The sequence below is a fragment of the Acidobacteriota bacterium genome, from assembly GCA_012517875.1.
Taxonomy (GTDB): Bacteria; Acidobacteriota; JAAYUB01; order JAAYUB01; family JAAYUB01; genus JAAYUB01.
This window is the reverse complement of record JAAYUB010000066.1, coordinates 1-16,828: the sequence shown is the minus strand read 5'-3', so window position 1 is coordinate 16,828 and position 16,828 is coordinate 1. Positions and strand designations below refer to the sequence as shown.

General features: G+C 65.1%; 17 protein-coding genes. 15 read left to right on the top strand and 2 right to left on the bottom strand.

All coding sequences use genetic code 11. From position 1 onward, the window contains the following. The coding region (gene rmuC, locus GX414_07125) for a DNA recombination protein RmuC (protein NLI46863.1) at window positions 1-1,228 on the bottom strand (1,228 nt) is incomplete at its 3' end. 120 nt (window positions 1,229-1,348) lie between these two features. Between rmuC and GX414_07120 the strand changes: the two genes are divergently transcribed. Then, window positions 1,349-2,323, top strand: coding sequence for a glycosyltransferase (locus GX414_07120; GenBank protein ID NLI46862.1), 975 nt, complete (start codon window positions 1,349-1,351; stop codon window positions 2,321-2,323). 77 nt (window positions 2,324-2,400) lie between these two features. Here the strand turns inward: GX414_07120 and mscL are convergent, their stop codons facing one another. Then, window positions 2,401-2,856 (bottom strand): large conductance mechanosensitive channel protein MscL, encoded by a 456-nt coding sequence (gene mscL / locus GX414_07115; protein NLI46861.1) that lies wholly within the window; start codon window positions 2,854-2,856, stop codon window positions 2,401-2,403. Between the two features lie 234 nt (window positions 2,857-3,090). On the opposite strand from mscL, the gene GX414_07110 reads away from it, so the two are divergent. The 14 genes from GX414_07110 to GX414_07045 form a co-directional block, all read left to right on the top strand. After that, window positions 3,091-3,636 carry a class I SAM-dependent methyltransferase gene (locus GX414_07110; protein ID NLI46860.1) on the top strand — a complete coding sequence of 182 codons (546 nt, stop codon included), beginning with the start codon at window positions 3,091-3,093 and terminating at the stop codon, window positions 3,634-3,636. Window positions 3,637-3,746: 110 nt separating this feature from the next. Further along, window positions 3,747-4,316 (top strand): hypothetical protein, encoded by a 570-nt coding sequence (locus tag GX414_07105; GenBank protein ID NLI46859.1) that lies wholly within the window; start codon window positions 3,747-3,749, stop codon window positions 4,314-4,316. A 52-nt stretch (window positions 4,317-4,368) separates the two neighbouring features. Continuing rightward, a complete protein-coding gene (locus GX414_07100; protein ID NLI46858.1) occupies window positions 4,369-4,989 on the top strand; it encodes a hypothetical protein in 621 nt (206 codons plus the stop codon). A 218-nt stretch (window positions 4,990-5,207) separates the two neighbouring features. After that, entirely contained in the window at window positions 5,208-6,758 is a 1,551-nt protein-coding gene (locus GX414_07095; GenBank protein NLI46857.1) for an acyl-CoA carboxylase subunit beta, read from the top strand. A gap of 14 nt (window positions 6,759-6,772) precedes the next feature. Further along, window positions 6,773-7,102, top strand: a complete 330-nt coding sequence (locus tag GX414_07090) for an OadG family protein (GenBank protein NLI46856.1) — start codon at window positions 6,773-6,775, stop codon at window positions 7,100-7,102. A gap of 14 nt (window positions 7,103-7,116) precedes the next feature. Beyond that, the gene (locus GX414_07085; protein NLI46855.1) at window positions 7,117-7,590 is read left to right on the top strand and encodes a biotin/lipoyl-binding protein; all 474 of its coding nucleotides are present in this window, start codon (window positions 7,117-7,119) and stop codon (window positions 7,588-7,590) included. Between the two features lie 462 nt (window positions 7,591-8,052). Further along, complete coding sequence (locus tag GX414_07080) at window positions 8,053-9,387, top strand: sodium ion-translocating decarboxylase subunit beta (GenBank protein NLI46854.1); 1,335 nt, start codon at window positions 8,053-8,055, stop codon at window positions 9,385-9,387. 9 nt (window positions 9,388-9,396) lie between these two features. Then, entirely contained in the window at window positions 9,397-10,323 is a 927-nt protein-coding gene (ftcD, locus tag GX414_07075) for a glutamate formimidoyltransferase (protein NLI46853.1), read from the top strand. A 146-nt stretch (window positions 10,324-10,469) separates the two neighbouring features. After that, window positions 10,470-11,669 (top strand): BMP family ABC transporter substrate-binding protein, encoded by a 1,200-nt coding sequence (locus tag GX414_07070; protein NLI46852.1) that lies wholly within the window; start codon window positions 10,470-10,472, stop codon window positions 11,667-11,669. A gap of 40 nt (window positions 11,670-11,709) precedes the next feature. After that, a complete protein-coding gene (locus GX414_07065; protein NLI46851.1) occupies window positions 11,710-13,191 on the top strand; it encodes an ATP-binding cassette domain-containing protein in 1,482 nt (493 codons plus the stop codon). Continuing rightward, a complete protein-coding gene (locus GX414_07060) occupies window positions 13,188-14,231 on the top strand; it encodes an ABC transporter permease (protein NLI46850.1) in 1,044 nt (347 codons plus the stop codon). The genes GX414_07065 and GX414_07060 overlap by 4 nt, the downstream gene beginning before the upstream one ends. 10 nt (window positions 14,232-14,241) lie before the next feature. Beyond that, window positions 14,242-15,243 (top strand): ABC transporter permease, encoded by a 1,002-nt coding sequence (locus tag GX414_07055; GenBank protein NLI46849.1) that lies wholly within the window; start codon window positions 14,242-14,244, stop codon window positions 15,241-15,243. 92 nt (window positions 15,244-15,335) lie between these two features. Next, entirely contained in the window at window positions 15,336-16,001 is a 666-nt protein-coding gene (locus GX414_07050; protein ID NLI46848.1) for a YigZ family protein, read from the top strand. Between the two features lie 152 nt (window positions 16,002-16,153). Then, window positions 16,154-16,828: hypothetical protein (locus GX414_07045; GenBank protein NLI46847.1), on the top strand; the 675-nt coding region annotated here is incomplete at its 3' end.

Genomic DNA, 16,828 nt, shown 5'->3' with positions numbered 1-16,828 from the left:
TCTCGGTGGACGCAGCATCCAGCTTTTTCTTGACCTTGTCCAGCGTGTCGCCGAATTTCCCGAACTCGGTCCGGACGGCCCCAAGCAGTTTCCACACCTCGCTGGAACGTTGCTCGATGGCCAGTGTGCGGAACCCCATCTGGAGTGAGTTCAGGATGGCGGCGATGGTGGTGGGGCCGGCCACCACCACGCGGAGATCCCGCTGGAGCGCTTCCAGCAGTCCGGTCCGGCGCAGCACTTCGGCGTACAGCCCCTCGGTGGGCAGGAACATCAGGGCGAAATCAGTCGTCGCCGGCGGACTGACGTATTTCTCGTGGATATCGCGCGCCGCCGCCTTGATGCGGGTCTCGAGCTGCTGGGCCGCCCGGGCGACACCGTCCGCGTCGCCGGCGTCGGCGGCCTCCTGCAACCGCTCGTAGTCCTCCTTGGGAAACTTGGCATCGATGGGGAGCCAGACCGGGTTCTCGTCATCGCCCCGTCCGGGCAACTTCACCGCATACTCCACGCGCTCGTTGCTCCCGGGCCGCGTGGCGACGTTGACGGCGAATTGATCCGGTGTCAGGATCTGCTCCAGCAGGTTGCCCAAGGCGATTTCGCCCCAGATGCCGCGGGTCTTGACGTTGGTCAGCACCCGCTTCAGGTCGCCCACCCCGCTGGCCAGCGCCTGCATTTCGCCCAGACCGCGGTAGACCTGCTCCAGCCGTTCCGAAACCTGCCGGAATGATTCGCCAAGGCGCTTTTCCAGGGTTCCCTGCAGTTTTTCGTCCACCGTGCGGCGCATCTCCTCCAGCCGCGTGGCGTTGTCGCTCTGGATCTGCGAGAGCTTCTGTTCCACCGCCCCGCGCAGGCCGTCGTGCTTCTGCTCCATGGTGCCGATGAGCTGCTCCAAACGGCGGGAAAATATATCCAGCTGCTGCCGCTGGGCCTGGGTGATTTCGCCCAAACTGCGGAGCATGCCGTCGGCCGTGGTATTGAGCCGGCCGCCCACCTCCTCGCGCATCGCCCGGGCCTGCCGGTCCTGCTCCTCGCGGTTGCGGCCGAACTCCTCGAGCACCGCGTGCTCCGTGCGCTCGATCTCCCGGCCGAGGGCTTCGACGCGCAGGGTCAGCTCATCCGCCTGCTGGCGCCCGGCGGCGATCCGCCGGTAGAGGACCACCAGCAACACCCCCACTCCCAATGCCGTCACCAATACCGTCACCAGCGTCAGCCACCCGGCCAGCTCCCCCATGCGTTCACCTCGATTCAAGGTTCTGTGAGCGACGCCATCATAGCGGGATAGCCGCCACGGGCGCAACCTGAAAGTCGTTGAGCGTTATGATGGTACTGGGTACAATGGTCGTGCCAGCCCATGGACAACTTGCCGCCGTTCACCATCATCGTTTTCACCGAGCACCACCCGGCCGGGCTGGAACGGCTGCTCGCCGCCCTGTCCCGAGGGGAGATCGAGTCTCGTGCGCAGGTGATCGTGCTTGATCCCGATGGCCGGCCGGAACGCCGCGCCGTCGCCACGGCCCGTGGAGCGGAGTATCTCGTGCCGGACCCGCCGCACCGTCCGGCCGCCTGGAACCAGGGTGCGGCCCGGGCCGTTGCGGGGCGGCTCGCATTCACCGATGATGACGCCGTCCTCCAGACCGGATGGCTTGCGGCATTCTCCGCCGCCCTGGGCAAAGGGTTGGTATTTGCCGGAGGACCGGACCGGGTACCGGCAGGGGCCCCGCTCTCCCTGCGGAGCCTGGATTATGTGCTCACCTCACCCCTGGGATCCGGCGGCGTGCGCGCCGGCGGCGCCGGCGGCCGGGCCTACTATCCACGTCATTGGAACATGGCTGTGGATCGCCAAGCGTTTCTAGAGGTCGGCGGCTTCGATCACACGGTGGCGGAGTCATGGGAACAGGAATTGGCCCAGCGGCTGCGCCGGCGGGGATTGGCGGTGGGATTTGCACCATCGGCCGTAGTCAGTCACGAGCGGGAGACCACGCCTGTTGCTTTCGTGCATCGCAACATCGCCCTCGCCCGAGAACGCGCCCGTCGTCCAGGCACCCATTTTTTTTATGCGCTGCCGGCGGTCGCCCTTGTCGCCCTAGGCTTGTCCGTCCTCGCCGGGGTGATTCACCCCCTGTTATTCCGAATTCCGCTGGCGGAAGCGGCCGGTTACGGTCTCCTGTTGGCCGCAGCCGGCGTCCATGCCGCCGTGTCCCGACGGGATCCGCCCTTGGCCGCTGTCGTTCCCCTGTTCATCGCGGCCCACCATGCCAGCCATGCCACAGGCTACCTCAGAGGCCTGTTGGACCGGCTGAGGCCGGCGCGTCCGCTGTCCGGATAACCCAACAGCCATCCGGGCACGTCTCTATCTGCCGGCTCACCTGACCGGCCCGGATGCTCCGGCAACCGGCTGGACGATCAGGACACCGCCGGTACATCGGCCGTGCAGTGGGCGCACCGGGTGGCCTTGTTGGAGATGGTGGAGCAGCAGTAGGGGCACTCGCGGGTGTCCGGCGGAGCGGGCGGCGCTTCTCGCTTCAGCTTGTTGATGACGCGGATCAGCAGGAACATCGCGATGGCGACAATGAGGAAGCTGATGATCGTGTTGATGAACTTGCCATAGTTGAGCGTGACGGCGCCCGCCTTCTGCGCGTCGGCCAAGGACGCGTACGGACCGGCGGTGGTGGCCGACTCCTTCAGCACCACGAACAGGTTGCCGAAATCCACATTGCCCATCAGCATGCCGATGGGCGGCATCACCACGTCCGCCACCAGCGAACTGACGATGGTACCGAAAGCCGCGCCCATGATGATGCCCACGGCCATGTCCACCACATTCCCCTTGACGGCAAATTCCTTGAACTCTTTGAACATCATTGCCTCCTCAGGATGTTGAACGGTGCGTAAATCAGAACCATGATCCATCCAGCGGCAGTTTCCGCCGCAAATCATTCGAACAGGTGATCGTCGATAGCGGAATTATAAAGATTCCGCCATGATCCCGCAACGAAATTAGCAACCCGACCCACCGGCGCTCGCAGGGTATTTGGATTCTACCGGCCGGCGGAGTATAGTTTCATCGAACATCACGTCGCGCGGAAAGCCATTATGGAGATCGTCGCGCTCTGCCTGTCGGTTCTTTTGGTCGGAGCCGTCCTGTCCATCGTCTACCACACTCTGAAGACCGGGATTTCGCCGCTCCCCTCCAGCCGGCGGGCCCGTCAGGTCATGCTGTCGGAGATCCCCGCGGGTTTCTCCGGAACGATCGTGGAGGCGGGTTCGGGCTGGGGGTCACTGGCTGTCCCACTGGCCAGGCGGTTTCCGGAAGCAACTGTCATCGGCTACGAGTTGTCCCCCGTGCCGCTCTTCTGCTCGCGACTCCGCCGACTTGGCAGGTGGCCCAAGCTCCGGCTCATTCGGGCGGACTTCCGGGCGGTGTCCCTGGCCGATGCCGATCTGGTGGTCTGCTATCTGTTCCCGGAAGCCATGCACGCTTTGGACAAAAAACTCAGCCGCGAACTGCGAGCCGGGGCCCGGGTGATCAGCAACACCTTTTCCCTGCCAGGTTGGAAGCCGGTCCGCACCCACCGCCTGTCCGACATTTATGCCACCCGGATCTATGTCTACAAACGCCAGGCGGGACCGCATTTGTAACATTTTCATGTTTAAAGAGTTACAATACTATTCATTCTGAAGAATCCATTTGACGGTTACCGGTTCCATTCATTAGAATAAGTGAAATTGCAATTTTCATCAGGAGGCACATGATGCACGCTAACAGCCATCTGAAAAAGTGGCTTATCTGTGGTTGCCTGGTCCTCGCCATGGGGGCATTCGGTCTGTGCGGCATGCAGACCCGTGACGCCACGGACAACGTCACCGGCATCTGGAAAATGAGTCTGTCGGGGATTTCGTTCTCCACCGAATCGGACATGCCGGACCAGTACCAGATGTCCAGCGAAATGGTGTTGTTCCAGTATGGTCACGCGATTTTCGGTTACATCGGCTTCCTGCCCTTTGACCCGGTCAAGGCGGATGACAAAGTCCCCCGCCCTCACCCACCGACCTTTATCGAGGGATTCACCGCCAACGGCAGAATCTGGCTGTACACCAGCGCGGGCCTTGACAAAGAGTACATCACCCCTTTTTACATGAGCGTCGTCGGTCGAGTCGAGGAGTATGACACCCTCGTTGCCGAGTTTATCCTGATGCGGTTTGATTTCGATTTCAACAACGACATTGACAAGAGGCCGCGTATTTCCGAAGGCCTCGGGGCCACCGGCGTCTTCCGGGCGTGGAAGCAGGACGAAATGATCCTCGTGCCGGACAAGTGAGTCGGCGGACTCACATCGAGCCATTAACACGAGAGAGGAACAAGGAGGAATCATGAACATGAAGCATATTGCGCGGGCCCGGATTCTGGCGGGCTTCCTGACCGCCATCGCCCTGACCGGTTTTTTGGCCGCATCTGAGGCCCTCGACACGCAACTCGCCGCGGCCACGGACCTGAGCGGGTATTGGCAAGTTGAGCTGCGGGGCGTCCTGTCGGGATCGAATACCGAAAAACCTGCTCCCTATACGGAAATCGCTTACATGTGGATGATCCAGGAGCCGGACGGGGTTCTGTGGGGGTACCTCACCTTCGGTGACGAGGGTGCTGCAACTCCCAAGAAGACCGGTGATGAAGAGTTGCAGGATTTGATGGTCTATGCCGGTATCCGGGCGACGGGGCTGGTGACCGGGTCCAGATTCTGGCTCCTGGGCCAGGGCACATCATACTCAGAACCACCACATGTCGAACCCAACGGCACCATCCCCGATTACTACATGTATCATGCCGTCATGGCGTGGGGTGTCACCGGCTTCGACGATATGATTGTGGGAAAATTCCACTACATGATCTTCGAAGGCATCCCGGGAAAGATTTCCATCGGCAACGAGAACTACACCGGGATCATGGGGACGTTCCGGGCGTACAAGATCGAGGAGGTAGACCCCGGGTTGTAACGTCATCGTTTCCGGATTGCAACCGGCGGGGTCTCGATGACCCCGCCTTTTTTTTTCGCTCAACACACCAAACCGGCGGATGTGGCGTATCGGACTGTTCCGGATCGGCCCATCCGCGACCTTCCGATTAATCCAGAATTTCAAGGTGTTCTGAGGAAGTTGGTTGCCTCGAGAGTGGTCTTGTGATATTTAAACATTGCAATATTTATGGAGGCGCCATGAGCATCGAACGCAAGCTGCTGGATGTGGCCAACCTGAGAGAGAAGGCTCGCGCCGGCGGCGGCCCGAAACGGATCGAGAAGCAGCACGAGCAGGGCAAGTACACCGCCCGCGAGCGCCTGGAAAAGCTGCTGGATGAAGGCAGCTTCGAAGAGTTCGACATGTTCGTGACGCACCGGTGCACCGATTTCGAGATGGAGAAGAACCAGCCTCTCACTGACGGCGTGATCACCGGCTACGGCACCATCAACGGGCGGCTGGTGTTCGTTTTCTCCCAGGATTTCACCATCTTCGGCGGCTCCCTGTCCAAGGCCTACGCCGAGAAGATCTGCAAGGTCATGGACATGGCCGTCCGGATGGGCGCGCCGATCATCGGCCTGAACGATTCCGGCGGCGCCCGCATCCAGGAGGGCGTCGACGCGCTGGCCGGGTACGCGGACATCTTCCTGAAAAACGTCCTCAGCTCCGGCGTGGTCCCCCAGATCTCCATGATCCTGGGCCCCTGCGCCGGCGGCGCCGTCTATTCGCCGGCCATCACCGATTTCGTGATCATGGTGCGGCAGAGTTCCTATATGTTCCTCACCGGCCCCAAGGTGGTCAAACAGGTCACTCGTGAGGACGTGACCACCGAGCAGCTCGGCGGCGCCGACATCCATGCCACCCGGAGCGGCGTCGCTCACCTGGTCTACGACAACGAGGATGCCGCGCTGGAAGCCCTGCGCAAGCTCCTGTCGTTCGTCCCCCAGAACAACACCGATGCGCCGCCGCTGGCGGAGAACGCCGACCCCATCGACCGCCAGGACGCCGAGCTGAACAGCCTGCTCCCGGACAATCCGAACAAGCCGTACGACATGAAGGCGCTGATCCGAATCGTGGCGGACCAGCATGACTTTTTCGAGATCCAGCCGGATTTCGCCGCCAACATCATCGTTGGCTTTGCACGCTTCAACGGACGTCCGGTGGGTATCGTGGCCAACCAGCCCCAGGTGCTGGCCGGCGTGCTCGACAACAACGCTTCGATCAAAGGCGCCCGGTTCGTCCGCTTCTGCGACGCCTTCAACATCCCTCTGGTGGTGTTTGAGGACGTGCCCGGCTTCATGCCCGGTACGAGCCAGGAGTACGGCGGCATCATCCGCAACGGCGCCAAGCTGCTGTATGCGTTTGCCGAGGCGACTGTGCCCAAGGTGACCATCATCACCCGCAAGGCGTACGGCGGAGCCTATTGTGTCATGAGTTCCAAGCACATCCGGGGCGACATCAACCTGGCCTGGCCCACCGCGGAGATCGCGGTGATGGGCCCCGACGGCGCCATCGAGGTCATTTACCGGAAGGAACTGGACGCGGCCGCCGATCCGAAGGCCAAGTCCGACGAACTCAAGCAGATCTACCGCGACCTGTTCGCCAATCCGTTCACCGCGGCGCGGAAGGGCTACATCGACGACGTGATCGATCCGTCCTCGACGCGCTTCCGGATTGTCAAGGCGCTGGAAATGCTCAGCACCAAGCGGGACACCAACCTGCCGCGCAAGCACGGCAATATCCCCCTGTAAGCGAGGGACGATTTGTGAGCGTGATCGAAGCGTTGATGGTGACCGGACTCGGCATGAGCGTGGTGTTCATCGGCCTGGCCCTGACCGCCTTGATGATCTGGTCGTTCCGGGTCGTCCCCGAGTTTCTCCAGCGAATGCGTCGCCCGGCTGCACCGCCCCCTCCCGCTGTGGAAACGGTCGCCGACTCCGCCCCTCTTGATCCCCAAGTGCTAGCCGTCATCCTGACGGTTCTGGAAATCGAACTGCGTCTCAACGCGCCCGATCGCGGCAGCCGCCTGACCCTGACCCGCCAGCGGCAATCGGTTCAGCCGCCGCCGCAGCGGGGTATCTTCAACCTGACGTAGAGGAGCCATACCGGATGAGCCGATACACCCTGAAAATCGCCGGCCGCGAGTACACCGCCGAAGTCAAGGAACTGACCGGCGAAACGGCCCGGATCGTGGTCAACAACACCGAGTACGCGGTGGATCTCGTGGAGATCGGCCGCAAGATCGTCGCGGCTCCGACCATGCATCGGCCCTCCGCGGTGGCGCCGGCGTCCACAGCCGCTCCGCCGCCGGCTGCCATCCCGGCGTCGCGCGGCAGCCGGCCCGTCGCCGGCGAGAGTGTCATGTCGCCGCTGCCGGGCCTCATTCTGGACGTCTTTGTCAAGGAGGGGAGCACCGTCGAGGCGGGCGCCAACCTGGTGCTGATGGAAGCCATGAAAATGGAAAATCACATCCGGTCGCCCTATAGCGGGACCGTTAAGAAAGTGCACGTCAAAAACGGTGACGTGGTCTCCGAAGGCGATCCGCTCGTGGACATCGCCCGTTCGGCCATGACCACCCTGTAGGCGGCACCGGGCGCTCCGCCGCCCGCCCGCCAGGCTCATCGCCAAGGCACACAGAGGAAACACGTGAGACGTATTGCAATTCTATTGATCGGATGGATCCTGCTGACCGGCTGGGCCTGGGCGGGTCCGACGTTCGGCGCGTCGTTCCCCGACACGCCCTACGCGACTCTTTTCCACGGCACCCGCCACGGCTTCGCGGCGCCGGAATGGGATCTCAAGGCGAAACAGCAGGTGCAGCCGGGCACGTCCGGGATTCTGTTCGACCGCGACAATCGCGCTATCGGCCGTTTTGAAGTGGTGCTGGCCGGGACCGACTCCTGCACGGCCCGTCTTGACATGGCGCCCGGCCATTTCGCCGAGGACGTGGCGCGGATGGCATCGCCGTCCGCCCGGGTGGACAACATCCTCTTCGTCCTCGAGGATCCGACCCGCTATTTCCACATCGACAAGGGCTGGCGCGACATGAACGCCGCGGTCCTCAAACCCGGCGCCAAGGGACAACTGCTGGACCGCCAGGGACGCCAGGCCGGACTCTTCCGGGTGATCGCCGTGGCCGAGCATCACAGCGTCGGCCTGGTGACCAACATCGCCCGGGGCGTGTTCAACCGCGATATCCACACCGGCGAGATCCAGAATTACACGGATCAGATCCTGACCGGTCTGGGCGTGGTCAATCTCTCGTACCTCAACCTCGTTATGCTGGTGATCGGGTGCCTGTTCATCTACCTCGGCATTGCCAAGGAGTACGAACCCCTGCTCCTGGTCCCCATCGGCTTCGGCATCCTGGTGGGCAACATCCCCCTGCCCCTCCAGATCTTCGACGCCATCTCCATCTACATGATCGATCCCCTCACCCACGAGTACGTGTTCAACACCACCACCAACAGCGTGCTGGGAATGATCTACTTCGGCGTCCGGGCGGGCATCTTCCCGCCCCTGATCTTCCTGGGCATCGGCGCGCTGACCGATTTCTCGGCCATGCTGTCCAATCCCAAGGGCGTGTTGCTCGGCGCCGCCGCCCAGATCGGCATCTTCGCCACGTTCCTCGGCGCCCTGGTCCTGGGGTTCTCCGCCAACGACGCCGCCTCCATCGGCATCATCGGCGGCGCCGACGGCCCCACGGCCATCTTTCTGGCGTCCCGCTTGTCGCCCAACCTGATCGGCCCCATCGCCATCGCCGCCTACTCCTACATGGCCATGGTGCCAATCATCCAGCCGCCGATCATGAAGCTGCTCACCACCAAAAAGGAGCGGCTCATCCGGATGAAACCGGGCCGGAAAGTGAGCAAGACGGAGAAGATCCTGTTCCCCATCGCCGGCATGATCGTCACCTGTCTGGTGGCGCCCGGCGGCCTGCCGCTGCTGGGTATGCTGTTCTTCGGCAACCTGCTGAAGGAGTCGGGCGTGACGTGCCGTCTGTCCAAGACGGCCTCCAGCGCCCTCTTGGACATCTGCACCATCCTGCTGGGTCTGGTGGTGGGGGCATCGACATCGGCCCAGGTCTTCCTGACTCCGCGTTCAGTGCTGATCTTTGTGCTCGGCTGTTTCGCCTTCGCCGTCGCCACGGCGGGCGGCGTGCTGTTCGCCAAGTTCATGAACATGTTCCTGAAGGACAAGATCAATCCCCTGATAGGGTCGGCCGGCGTATCGGCCGTCCCTGACGCGGCGCGCGTGTCGGAGACCGTGGGTTTGGCCGAAGATCCGAACAACCACCTGCTGATGCACGCCATGGGCCCCAACGTCGCCGGCGTCATCGGCTCGGCCATCGCCGCCGGCATCTTTCTCGGCATATTCTAGGAGGCGTCCATGAGCAAGATCATCGCCGTGATTCCCAACATCTGCGAAGGCCGCGACCGGAAATTCATCGATGAACTGGCCGCGCAACTCAACAGCGTGCCCAACCTGATGATGCTGGACGTGTCCATGGACCACCTCCGCAACCGAACGGTTTTCGGATTCACCGGCCCGCGCGACGCCATCTTCGAGGGCGGCCTGCACCTGTACGAGGTCGCGCTGGCGCGGATCGACATGCGGCGGCACCAGGGCGCCTATCCCCGCATCGGCTCGGTGGACGTCTTTCCCTTCGTCCCCCTGAAGGACGCCACCATCGCCGAGGCCGTCCAGATGTCCGTGGAGTTCGCCGAGCTGGTGGCCGCGCGCTTCAAGATTCCGGTGTACCTGTTCAGCGAGTCTGCCCGCTACCCCGCCCGCCGCGATATCGACAACATCCGCGAGGGCGAGTACGAGGGCTTCGCCGAAAAGATCAAGGAGCCCCGCTGGCGCCCCGACTTCGGCCCCGAAACCTTCCCGGCGGACACCGGCGCCACCATCATCGGCGCCCGCCATCCACTGATCAGCTTCAGCGTGCTCCTGCTCACCACCGATCTGGAGGCAGCCCGCGCCGTCTGCCAGATCATGCAGTGGGGCCACGGCGGGCTGCCCCACGTCAAGGCGCACCTGGGGTGCGACGAAGCCACCCAGCACCCGGTGATCACGGTATCGATCCACAATTTCCGGGAAACCCCCATGTACCGGGTGATCGAGATGCTGCGCATGGAATGCCGGCGGTACGGCATCTCACTCGGCCCTGTCGAGATGATCGGCCTGATTCCTGAAGTTGCCTTTGTCGAATCGGCCGAGTACTACATGGGCATCCGCGGATTCGATCACGAGAAACTGCTGGAACGTAATATCCAGAAGCACCTCGACGAAAAGTTCCTGTTCACTGACTGATCCGCGGCCTGCTGACCGTCGCGTCGCTCCTGAAACCGCTTCCCGGCCGCCGGCCGGGTTTTTTTATTTGCGGACTCCGTCGGCCTCTGCCAGAATAGGACCATCCCAACCGGAGGTTGTCCATGTCAAAACCCGGCTCGTGGGTAATGCGACTGCTCGCGGGTGTGCTGCTGGTCGGGCTGGCCGGCTGCGGTTCCGGTCCCTCGCCGGACATCACGGCGCCTCCGCAGAACGAGTTCGTATTCGGCCTGCTGATGGTGGGACCGGCCAACGACCACGGGTGGAGCCAGGCCCATTTCGAAGCGGGCCGATACGTCGAAAAGAACGTGTCCGGCACCCGCATGGTGTATGTGGACAAGGTCAACCCGTCCGATCGCCCGGGCACCACCCCCGCTCAGCTCGCGAACGACCTGCTGGCCCGCGGCGCCCGCTTGATCATCTTCAACTCCGACGATATGAAAGACGGCGCGCTGGAGTTCGCCCGCGCCCACCGCGACATCCCGGTCATCCACATCTCCGGAGACAGCGCCTGGCCCGAGGGCCGGGACTACGCCCGGCTGCCCAACGTAGCCAACGTCATGGGACGGATGGAGCACGGTGCGGCCATGGCCGGATTCGCCGCAGCCATGACCACCCGCACCGGCCGGATCGGCTATCTGGGCCCGCTGATCAACGACGAGACGCGTCGCCTGGCCGCCGCCACTTACCTGGGCGCCCGCCATGCCTGGACGCAGGTGCTCAAGCGCAATCCGGGGCAGCTCCGCTTCAAGGTGTCGTGGATCGGCTTCTGGTTCAATATCCCCGGAGTCACCGCCGACCCCACCCAGGTGGCTGACGGTTTCTTCTCCAGCGGTTTCGACGTGGTCGTGTCGGGTATCTACACCACCGAGGCTCTGGCTGAAGCCAAGAAGTTCTCCACGCCGGACAAGCCGGCCTACGCCATTCCTTACGACTACGTGAACGCCTGCGCCGAAGCCGAAGGCGTCTGTCTTGGTGTGCCGTACTACAACTGGGGGCCGGCCTACGTCCAACACGTGGAAGCCGTCCGCGCCGGCTCCTGGCAGCCGTCGTTCCAATGGTTGAGCCCTCACTGGCCGGATATCAACGACCCCGACCGCTCCGCCGTCGGGTTTCAGAAGGGAGCGGCGCTGGCCCCGGCCGCCGCGCGGGAACTGGACGCGTTCATCGGCGCGCTGGCCGGCGGTCTCAACCTGTGGACCGGTCCGCTGCTGTACCAGGACGGCACGGTCTTCCTCAAGCCCGGCGAAACCGCCACGGATGTCCAGGTCTGGTACCTGCCGCAGTTGCTCCAGGGCATGACGGGCCAGAGCGTCTCGAACCAGTGAGCCCGGGGACGGCCGCCGCACCGGGTCTCCGAATGACGCCATGGACATCACCCTGAAGGAAATCCGCAAGACATTCGGCCGCGTCAACGCCAATGACCGCGTGACGCTGGCCGTGCCTGGAGGCACCATCCAGGGCCTGCTCGGCGAGAATGGCGCCGGCAAGAGCACCCTGATGAAAATTCTGTCGGGCTACCTGCGCCCAGACGGCGGCGACATCCTACTCGACGGGAAATCGGCCCTATTCCGCCATCCGGCCGACGCGGTGCGCGCCGGCATCGGGATGTTACACCAGGATCCTCAGGACTTTCCCACGCTCACCGTGCTGGAGAATTTCATGTCCGGCCGGCCGGACCGTCTGTTCCCGTCGCGATCAGCGGCGATGAGCCAGCTGCGCAAGCTGGCGGCGACCTTCGGGTTCGCCTTCGACCCCAGAGCCTACCTGGACACGCTGACGGTGGGCGAGCGCCAGCAGTTGGAGATCCTGCGCCTGCTGAGCCTGAATGTCCGGGTGCTGATCCTGGACGAACCCACCACCGGGATCAGCACGGCGCAGAAAGCCCAGCTCTTCGATACCCTCCGACGGCTGTCCGCCGAAGGCCGGACCATCCTGTTCGTCTCCCACAAGCTGGAGGAGGTGGAATCGTTGTGCCACGGTGTGGCCGTCCTCCGCGCCGGCGCGCTGGCCGGGACGCTGGCGCCGCCGTACACCACGGCGGAGCTGGTCACGCTCATGTTCGGCCGGCCGGTGGCCATGCCCCAGCGGGAACTGGTGGCACCGGGTCGTCCTGTGCTGGAGCTGCGCGGGTTAACGGCCGTGGATGACCGGCTGCGGCTCGCGCCGCTGGACCTCGACATCCGGTCAGGTGAGGTGGTGGGCCTGGCCGGTCTCACGGGTAGCGGACAGCGTCTCCTGCTGCGGGCATGCGCGGGCCTGGTCCGGCCCACCGCCGGCACCGTGCGGATCGGGGGCCTCGACCTGACGGGCCGCTCCTACCCGTCCTTCCGCAGCCGCGGCGTGGTCTTCGTGCCCACGGCGCGCCTGGAGGAAGGCCTGATCGGCGACATGGATCTGTCGGAACACCTGCAACTGATCCGACCGCCGCGGGGCCTGTTCATCAACTGGACCAGCGCCCGGACCGCGGCCGACGAGCGAATCCGGGAGTTCGCGATCCGGGGGCGGCCCGACACCCGGATGCGGGACCTTTCGGGCGGCAACCAGCAGCGGGCGCTGCTGGCGTTGCTGGCTCCGCCGCTGGCGCTGATCCTTATCGAAGAGCCCACGCGGGGGCTGGATGTGGAGTCGGCCGCCGCCGTCTGGACCCGGTTGCGCGCGCACTGCCGGGCGGGCACGGCCATCCTGTTTCTGTCGTCCGACATGGATGAGATCCTCACCCACAGCGACCGGATCGTGGTGTGCTATTGCGGGCGGTGCTCACCGCCCCTGGATCCCGCCGCCGCGGACCGCGAGATACTGGGCCGGCTCATCGGCGGCAAAGGCTGGGATCGGGAGGCTGCCGGATGATCCGCGCCCGTTCACTCTGGCTGCAGGCAGGAGGGCCGGTCATCGGGGCCGGCGTGGCCGCGCTGGCCGCCGCCGGCCTGCTGCTGCTGGCCGGCGTATCACCTCTCGAGGCGTTCCGCCAGATGGGACTGGGCGCCTTCGGATCCGCCAACCGGATGGCCGACGTCCTGGTGGTCTGGGGCCCGCTGGCGCTGGTCACCGCCGGACTGCTCGCCACCTTTGCCGCCGGGCTGTGGAACATCGGCATCGAGGGGCAGATCGTCATGGGCGCCATCGGCGTCACTGGAGTCCTGCGGCTCCTGCAGGACGCGCCCCTGTCCCCGTGGCTGGTTCTGGCCATCGCGCTGGCGGCTGGAATGGCTGCCGGCGCCGCATGGGCGGTGCTGGCCGGGCTGCTGAAGACCATCGGCGGCGTCAACGAGATCTTTGGCGGGTTGGGACTGAACTTCATCGCCTCCGCCCTCATCCTGTGGCTCATCTTCGGTCCCTGGAAACGGCCGGGCATCGGCTCAATGAGCGGCACCGAACCGTTCCCCGAAGCGCTGGGACTTCCCAACCTGGCCGGCACGCGGCTCAGCCTCTGGTCCCTGGCGCTGGGATTGGCGGCAGTGGGCGTCATGGCGCTGCTGTTGAGCCGGAGTGTGCTCGGCCTGCGGCTCAGAGCGGTGGGATCGAACGCCCGGGCTGCCTTTCTGCTGGGGGTGCCCACACGGCGGCATCTGCTGACGGCGTTCGGAATGTGCGGCGCGCTGGCCGGGATGGCCGGTTTCGTGCAGGTGACCGCCGTCTATCACAGGCTGATCCCGTCGATTTCCAGCGGTTACGGCTTCCTGGGGTTGCTGGTCGCCCTCATCATCCGCTGCCGGGCGAGCTGGGTGGTCCCGGTGGCGGCCTTCTTCGCCGCCATCACCATCGGCGGCATCCAGTTGCCCATCGCCCTGCAGCTGGACTCGTCCCTGTCCGGCGTGCTGCAGGGACTGCTGGTGCTGGGCGTGTTATTCTCCGACGGCCTCCGCCACCGGGCGGCGGCGCGGTCTTGAAGAGGCCACGATGGACTGGACGGCGATCCTGCTCACGGGTCTGGCCGGCGTGCTCGCCACCGCGGGACCGCTGGTGATGGCCGCCATCGGCGAAGCCCTCTCGGAGCGTGCCGGCGTCGTCAACCTGTCCTTGAACGGAACGCTGATCCTGTCGGCGATGACGGGATTCGCCGTCGCGGTCGCCACCGGCAGCCTGGCCGCAGGCTTCCTGGGCGGCGCGGCCGTGGGCGCCGCTGCGGCGCTGCTGGTGGCCGCCGCCGGCATCACCCTGCGCCAGTCGCAGGTGGCGGTGGGCTTTGTCCTCGCGCTCACGCTCAGGGACCTGGCGTACTTTCTGGGCACGCCCTTCATCGGCGCTGCCGGACCGCGGCTCGACGTCCTGCCCGTGCCGGTGCTGGAACGGCTGCCCGTCGTCGGCTCGCTGCTGTTCCGGCAGGATGTCATGACCTACGCCAGCTTCCTCCTGGTCGCGGTGGCCTGGGTGTGGATCTACCGCACTCGGCCCGGCCTCACCCTGCGCGGCCTGGGCGAACAACCCGCCGCCGCCTTCGTCCGCGGCGCTGACGTGACCCGGCTGCGGTACCTGTACACCGTGGCCGGCGGCGCGCTGGTGGGACTGGCGGGGCCGATGTATTCGCTCAGCGTAAAGGCCGGGTGGAAAGGCACCATCAGCGGTCTCGACGGCCTGGGCTGGATTGCGCTGGCCCTCACCATCTTCGGCGGCTGGCATCCGCTGCGGATCGCCGCGGGGGCCTATCTCTTCGCCTTTCTCCAGTGGCTGGGTGTGGTCCTGCAGCCGTTCCTGCCCGGCATCCCCAGCCAGGTGCTTCAGGTGGCGCCGTTCCCCTTCATGATCCTCACCCTGGTGCTGGTGAACGTGGGTCAGGCCGAGTGGACCGGCCGCCTGCTCGCCCTCATGCCCGAGGGCGGTCGTCGCCGCCTGGCCGGCCTACTCCGCCTGCTGCGGGCCAATCCGCCGGCGGCCCTGGGCCAAACCTTCGAACGCGAGTAGACGCACCCACCGCCGCGCCCCTTGATTCCGCGACGCCTCACGGGTATGCTGGCAGCCGAGCCGCGGAACGGAGATGTCCGGACAGGATCACCATGAATCACCCCGACTCGCCGCAGTGCTACCGGACCGTGGGCGGTGACGCCGTCGCCGAACTGACGGTGGAGAAATCCCGCTTTATCGCCGCTGTCGGCCGGGCGACGGACGAGGCCGCGGCCGCCGCCTTCATCGCCGACGTCCGGAAGCGGCACTGGCACGCCACCCACAACTGCTCCGCCTTCCGGGTCGGACTGACGGTGGAGACCCAGCGCTCCAGCGACGACGGCGAACCCGCCGGCACCGCCGGCAAGCCCATCCTGGAAAGCCTGCACCGGCTCGGCATCCGAAACGCGGTCGTGGTGGTGACCCGCTATTTCGGAGGGATCAAGCTGGGCGCCGGCGGCCTGATCCGGGCATACGGCGCCGCCGCGCAGGCGGGTATCCGCGCCGCGGGGATCGTGGAGCGGGCCCGCCGCCTGGTCCTGGAAATCCGTTGCGACTACGCGGACTGGCACCGGCTGGAGCGGGAGCTTCGCCGCTCGGGCCGCCTGCAGACGCCTGTGTTCGCGGCGGAGGTGACCACCCGGTTGCTGGTGGCTCCACCTGACGTCGACGCCTTGCGCCGCCAGGTCGCGGACCTGACCAACGGCAAGGCAGTGGCCCGCGACGTCGGATACGAGTTCATCGAATACCCCGTCACCCCGAACGGCTCGGCGGGCTGATCCAACCGCCGGAGCCATCCGGTCGGCCCGCGAACACCCGCCTGACCCCGCCTTCTCTAATTGCTGGAAACAATTTGGGAAATCATCCGATAAATACTTAATACCTGCATGTGATGTTGGCCTCGACCATCCGCACTACTGGAGGATCCGTCATGAACATCGATCGATTGAGTGACCTGATCCACGCCGGCGGGGCCGGCGGTGTTTCATCGGGGCTGGATTCGGTGGTCAGCGGCGTCACCTCGGCCGTGCAGGCTGCGGGAACCGACGGCCTGAGAGATGCGCTCCTGCCCATCGATCCGCGCGACCTGGAGATCCCCGCCCGACCGGGCAGCATCGGCGACGAAGCCGGTTATGTCGGTCCGGCGGAGTACCTGCGGTTGGCCGCGACACGCCCTGAGGGGATGGCCACTGCGCACCGTCTCTCCCGGGACGCGTTGGCTGCGCTGGACACGGTTGGGTCCGCCTTCGCCCCCCTCGATGAGCTCCGGGGCAGCTGGCTGAACGCGGCTCAGGCGGGTCCGGTGGTGGACAAGTTGGTGGGACCGCGCGGCCTGCTCACTCCGTTGACCGGCGGTACCGAGGTGGACTCGGCCCTGCCGGGAAAAACGGCCGAGCCCGGCAAGCTACTGGACCTTGATCAACTGGGCGTGAAGGTGCGCGATGTGGCGGATGAGAGCGCAGAGAGCCGGCGCGTTCTATCCGACCTCGGACCGTATGTGCGCGAGCTGGCGTCCGAGAAGGCCGGCCGCAAGCTCTTCCCCGCCGATGGCGCGCCCTATGTCAAGGAGGTGTCCGACCAGCGGGCCGTGGATCAGGGGATCATC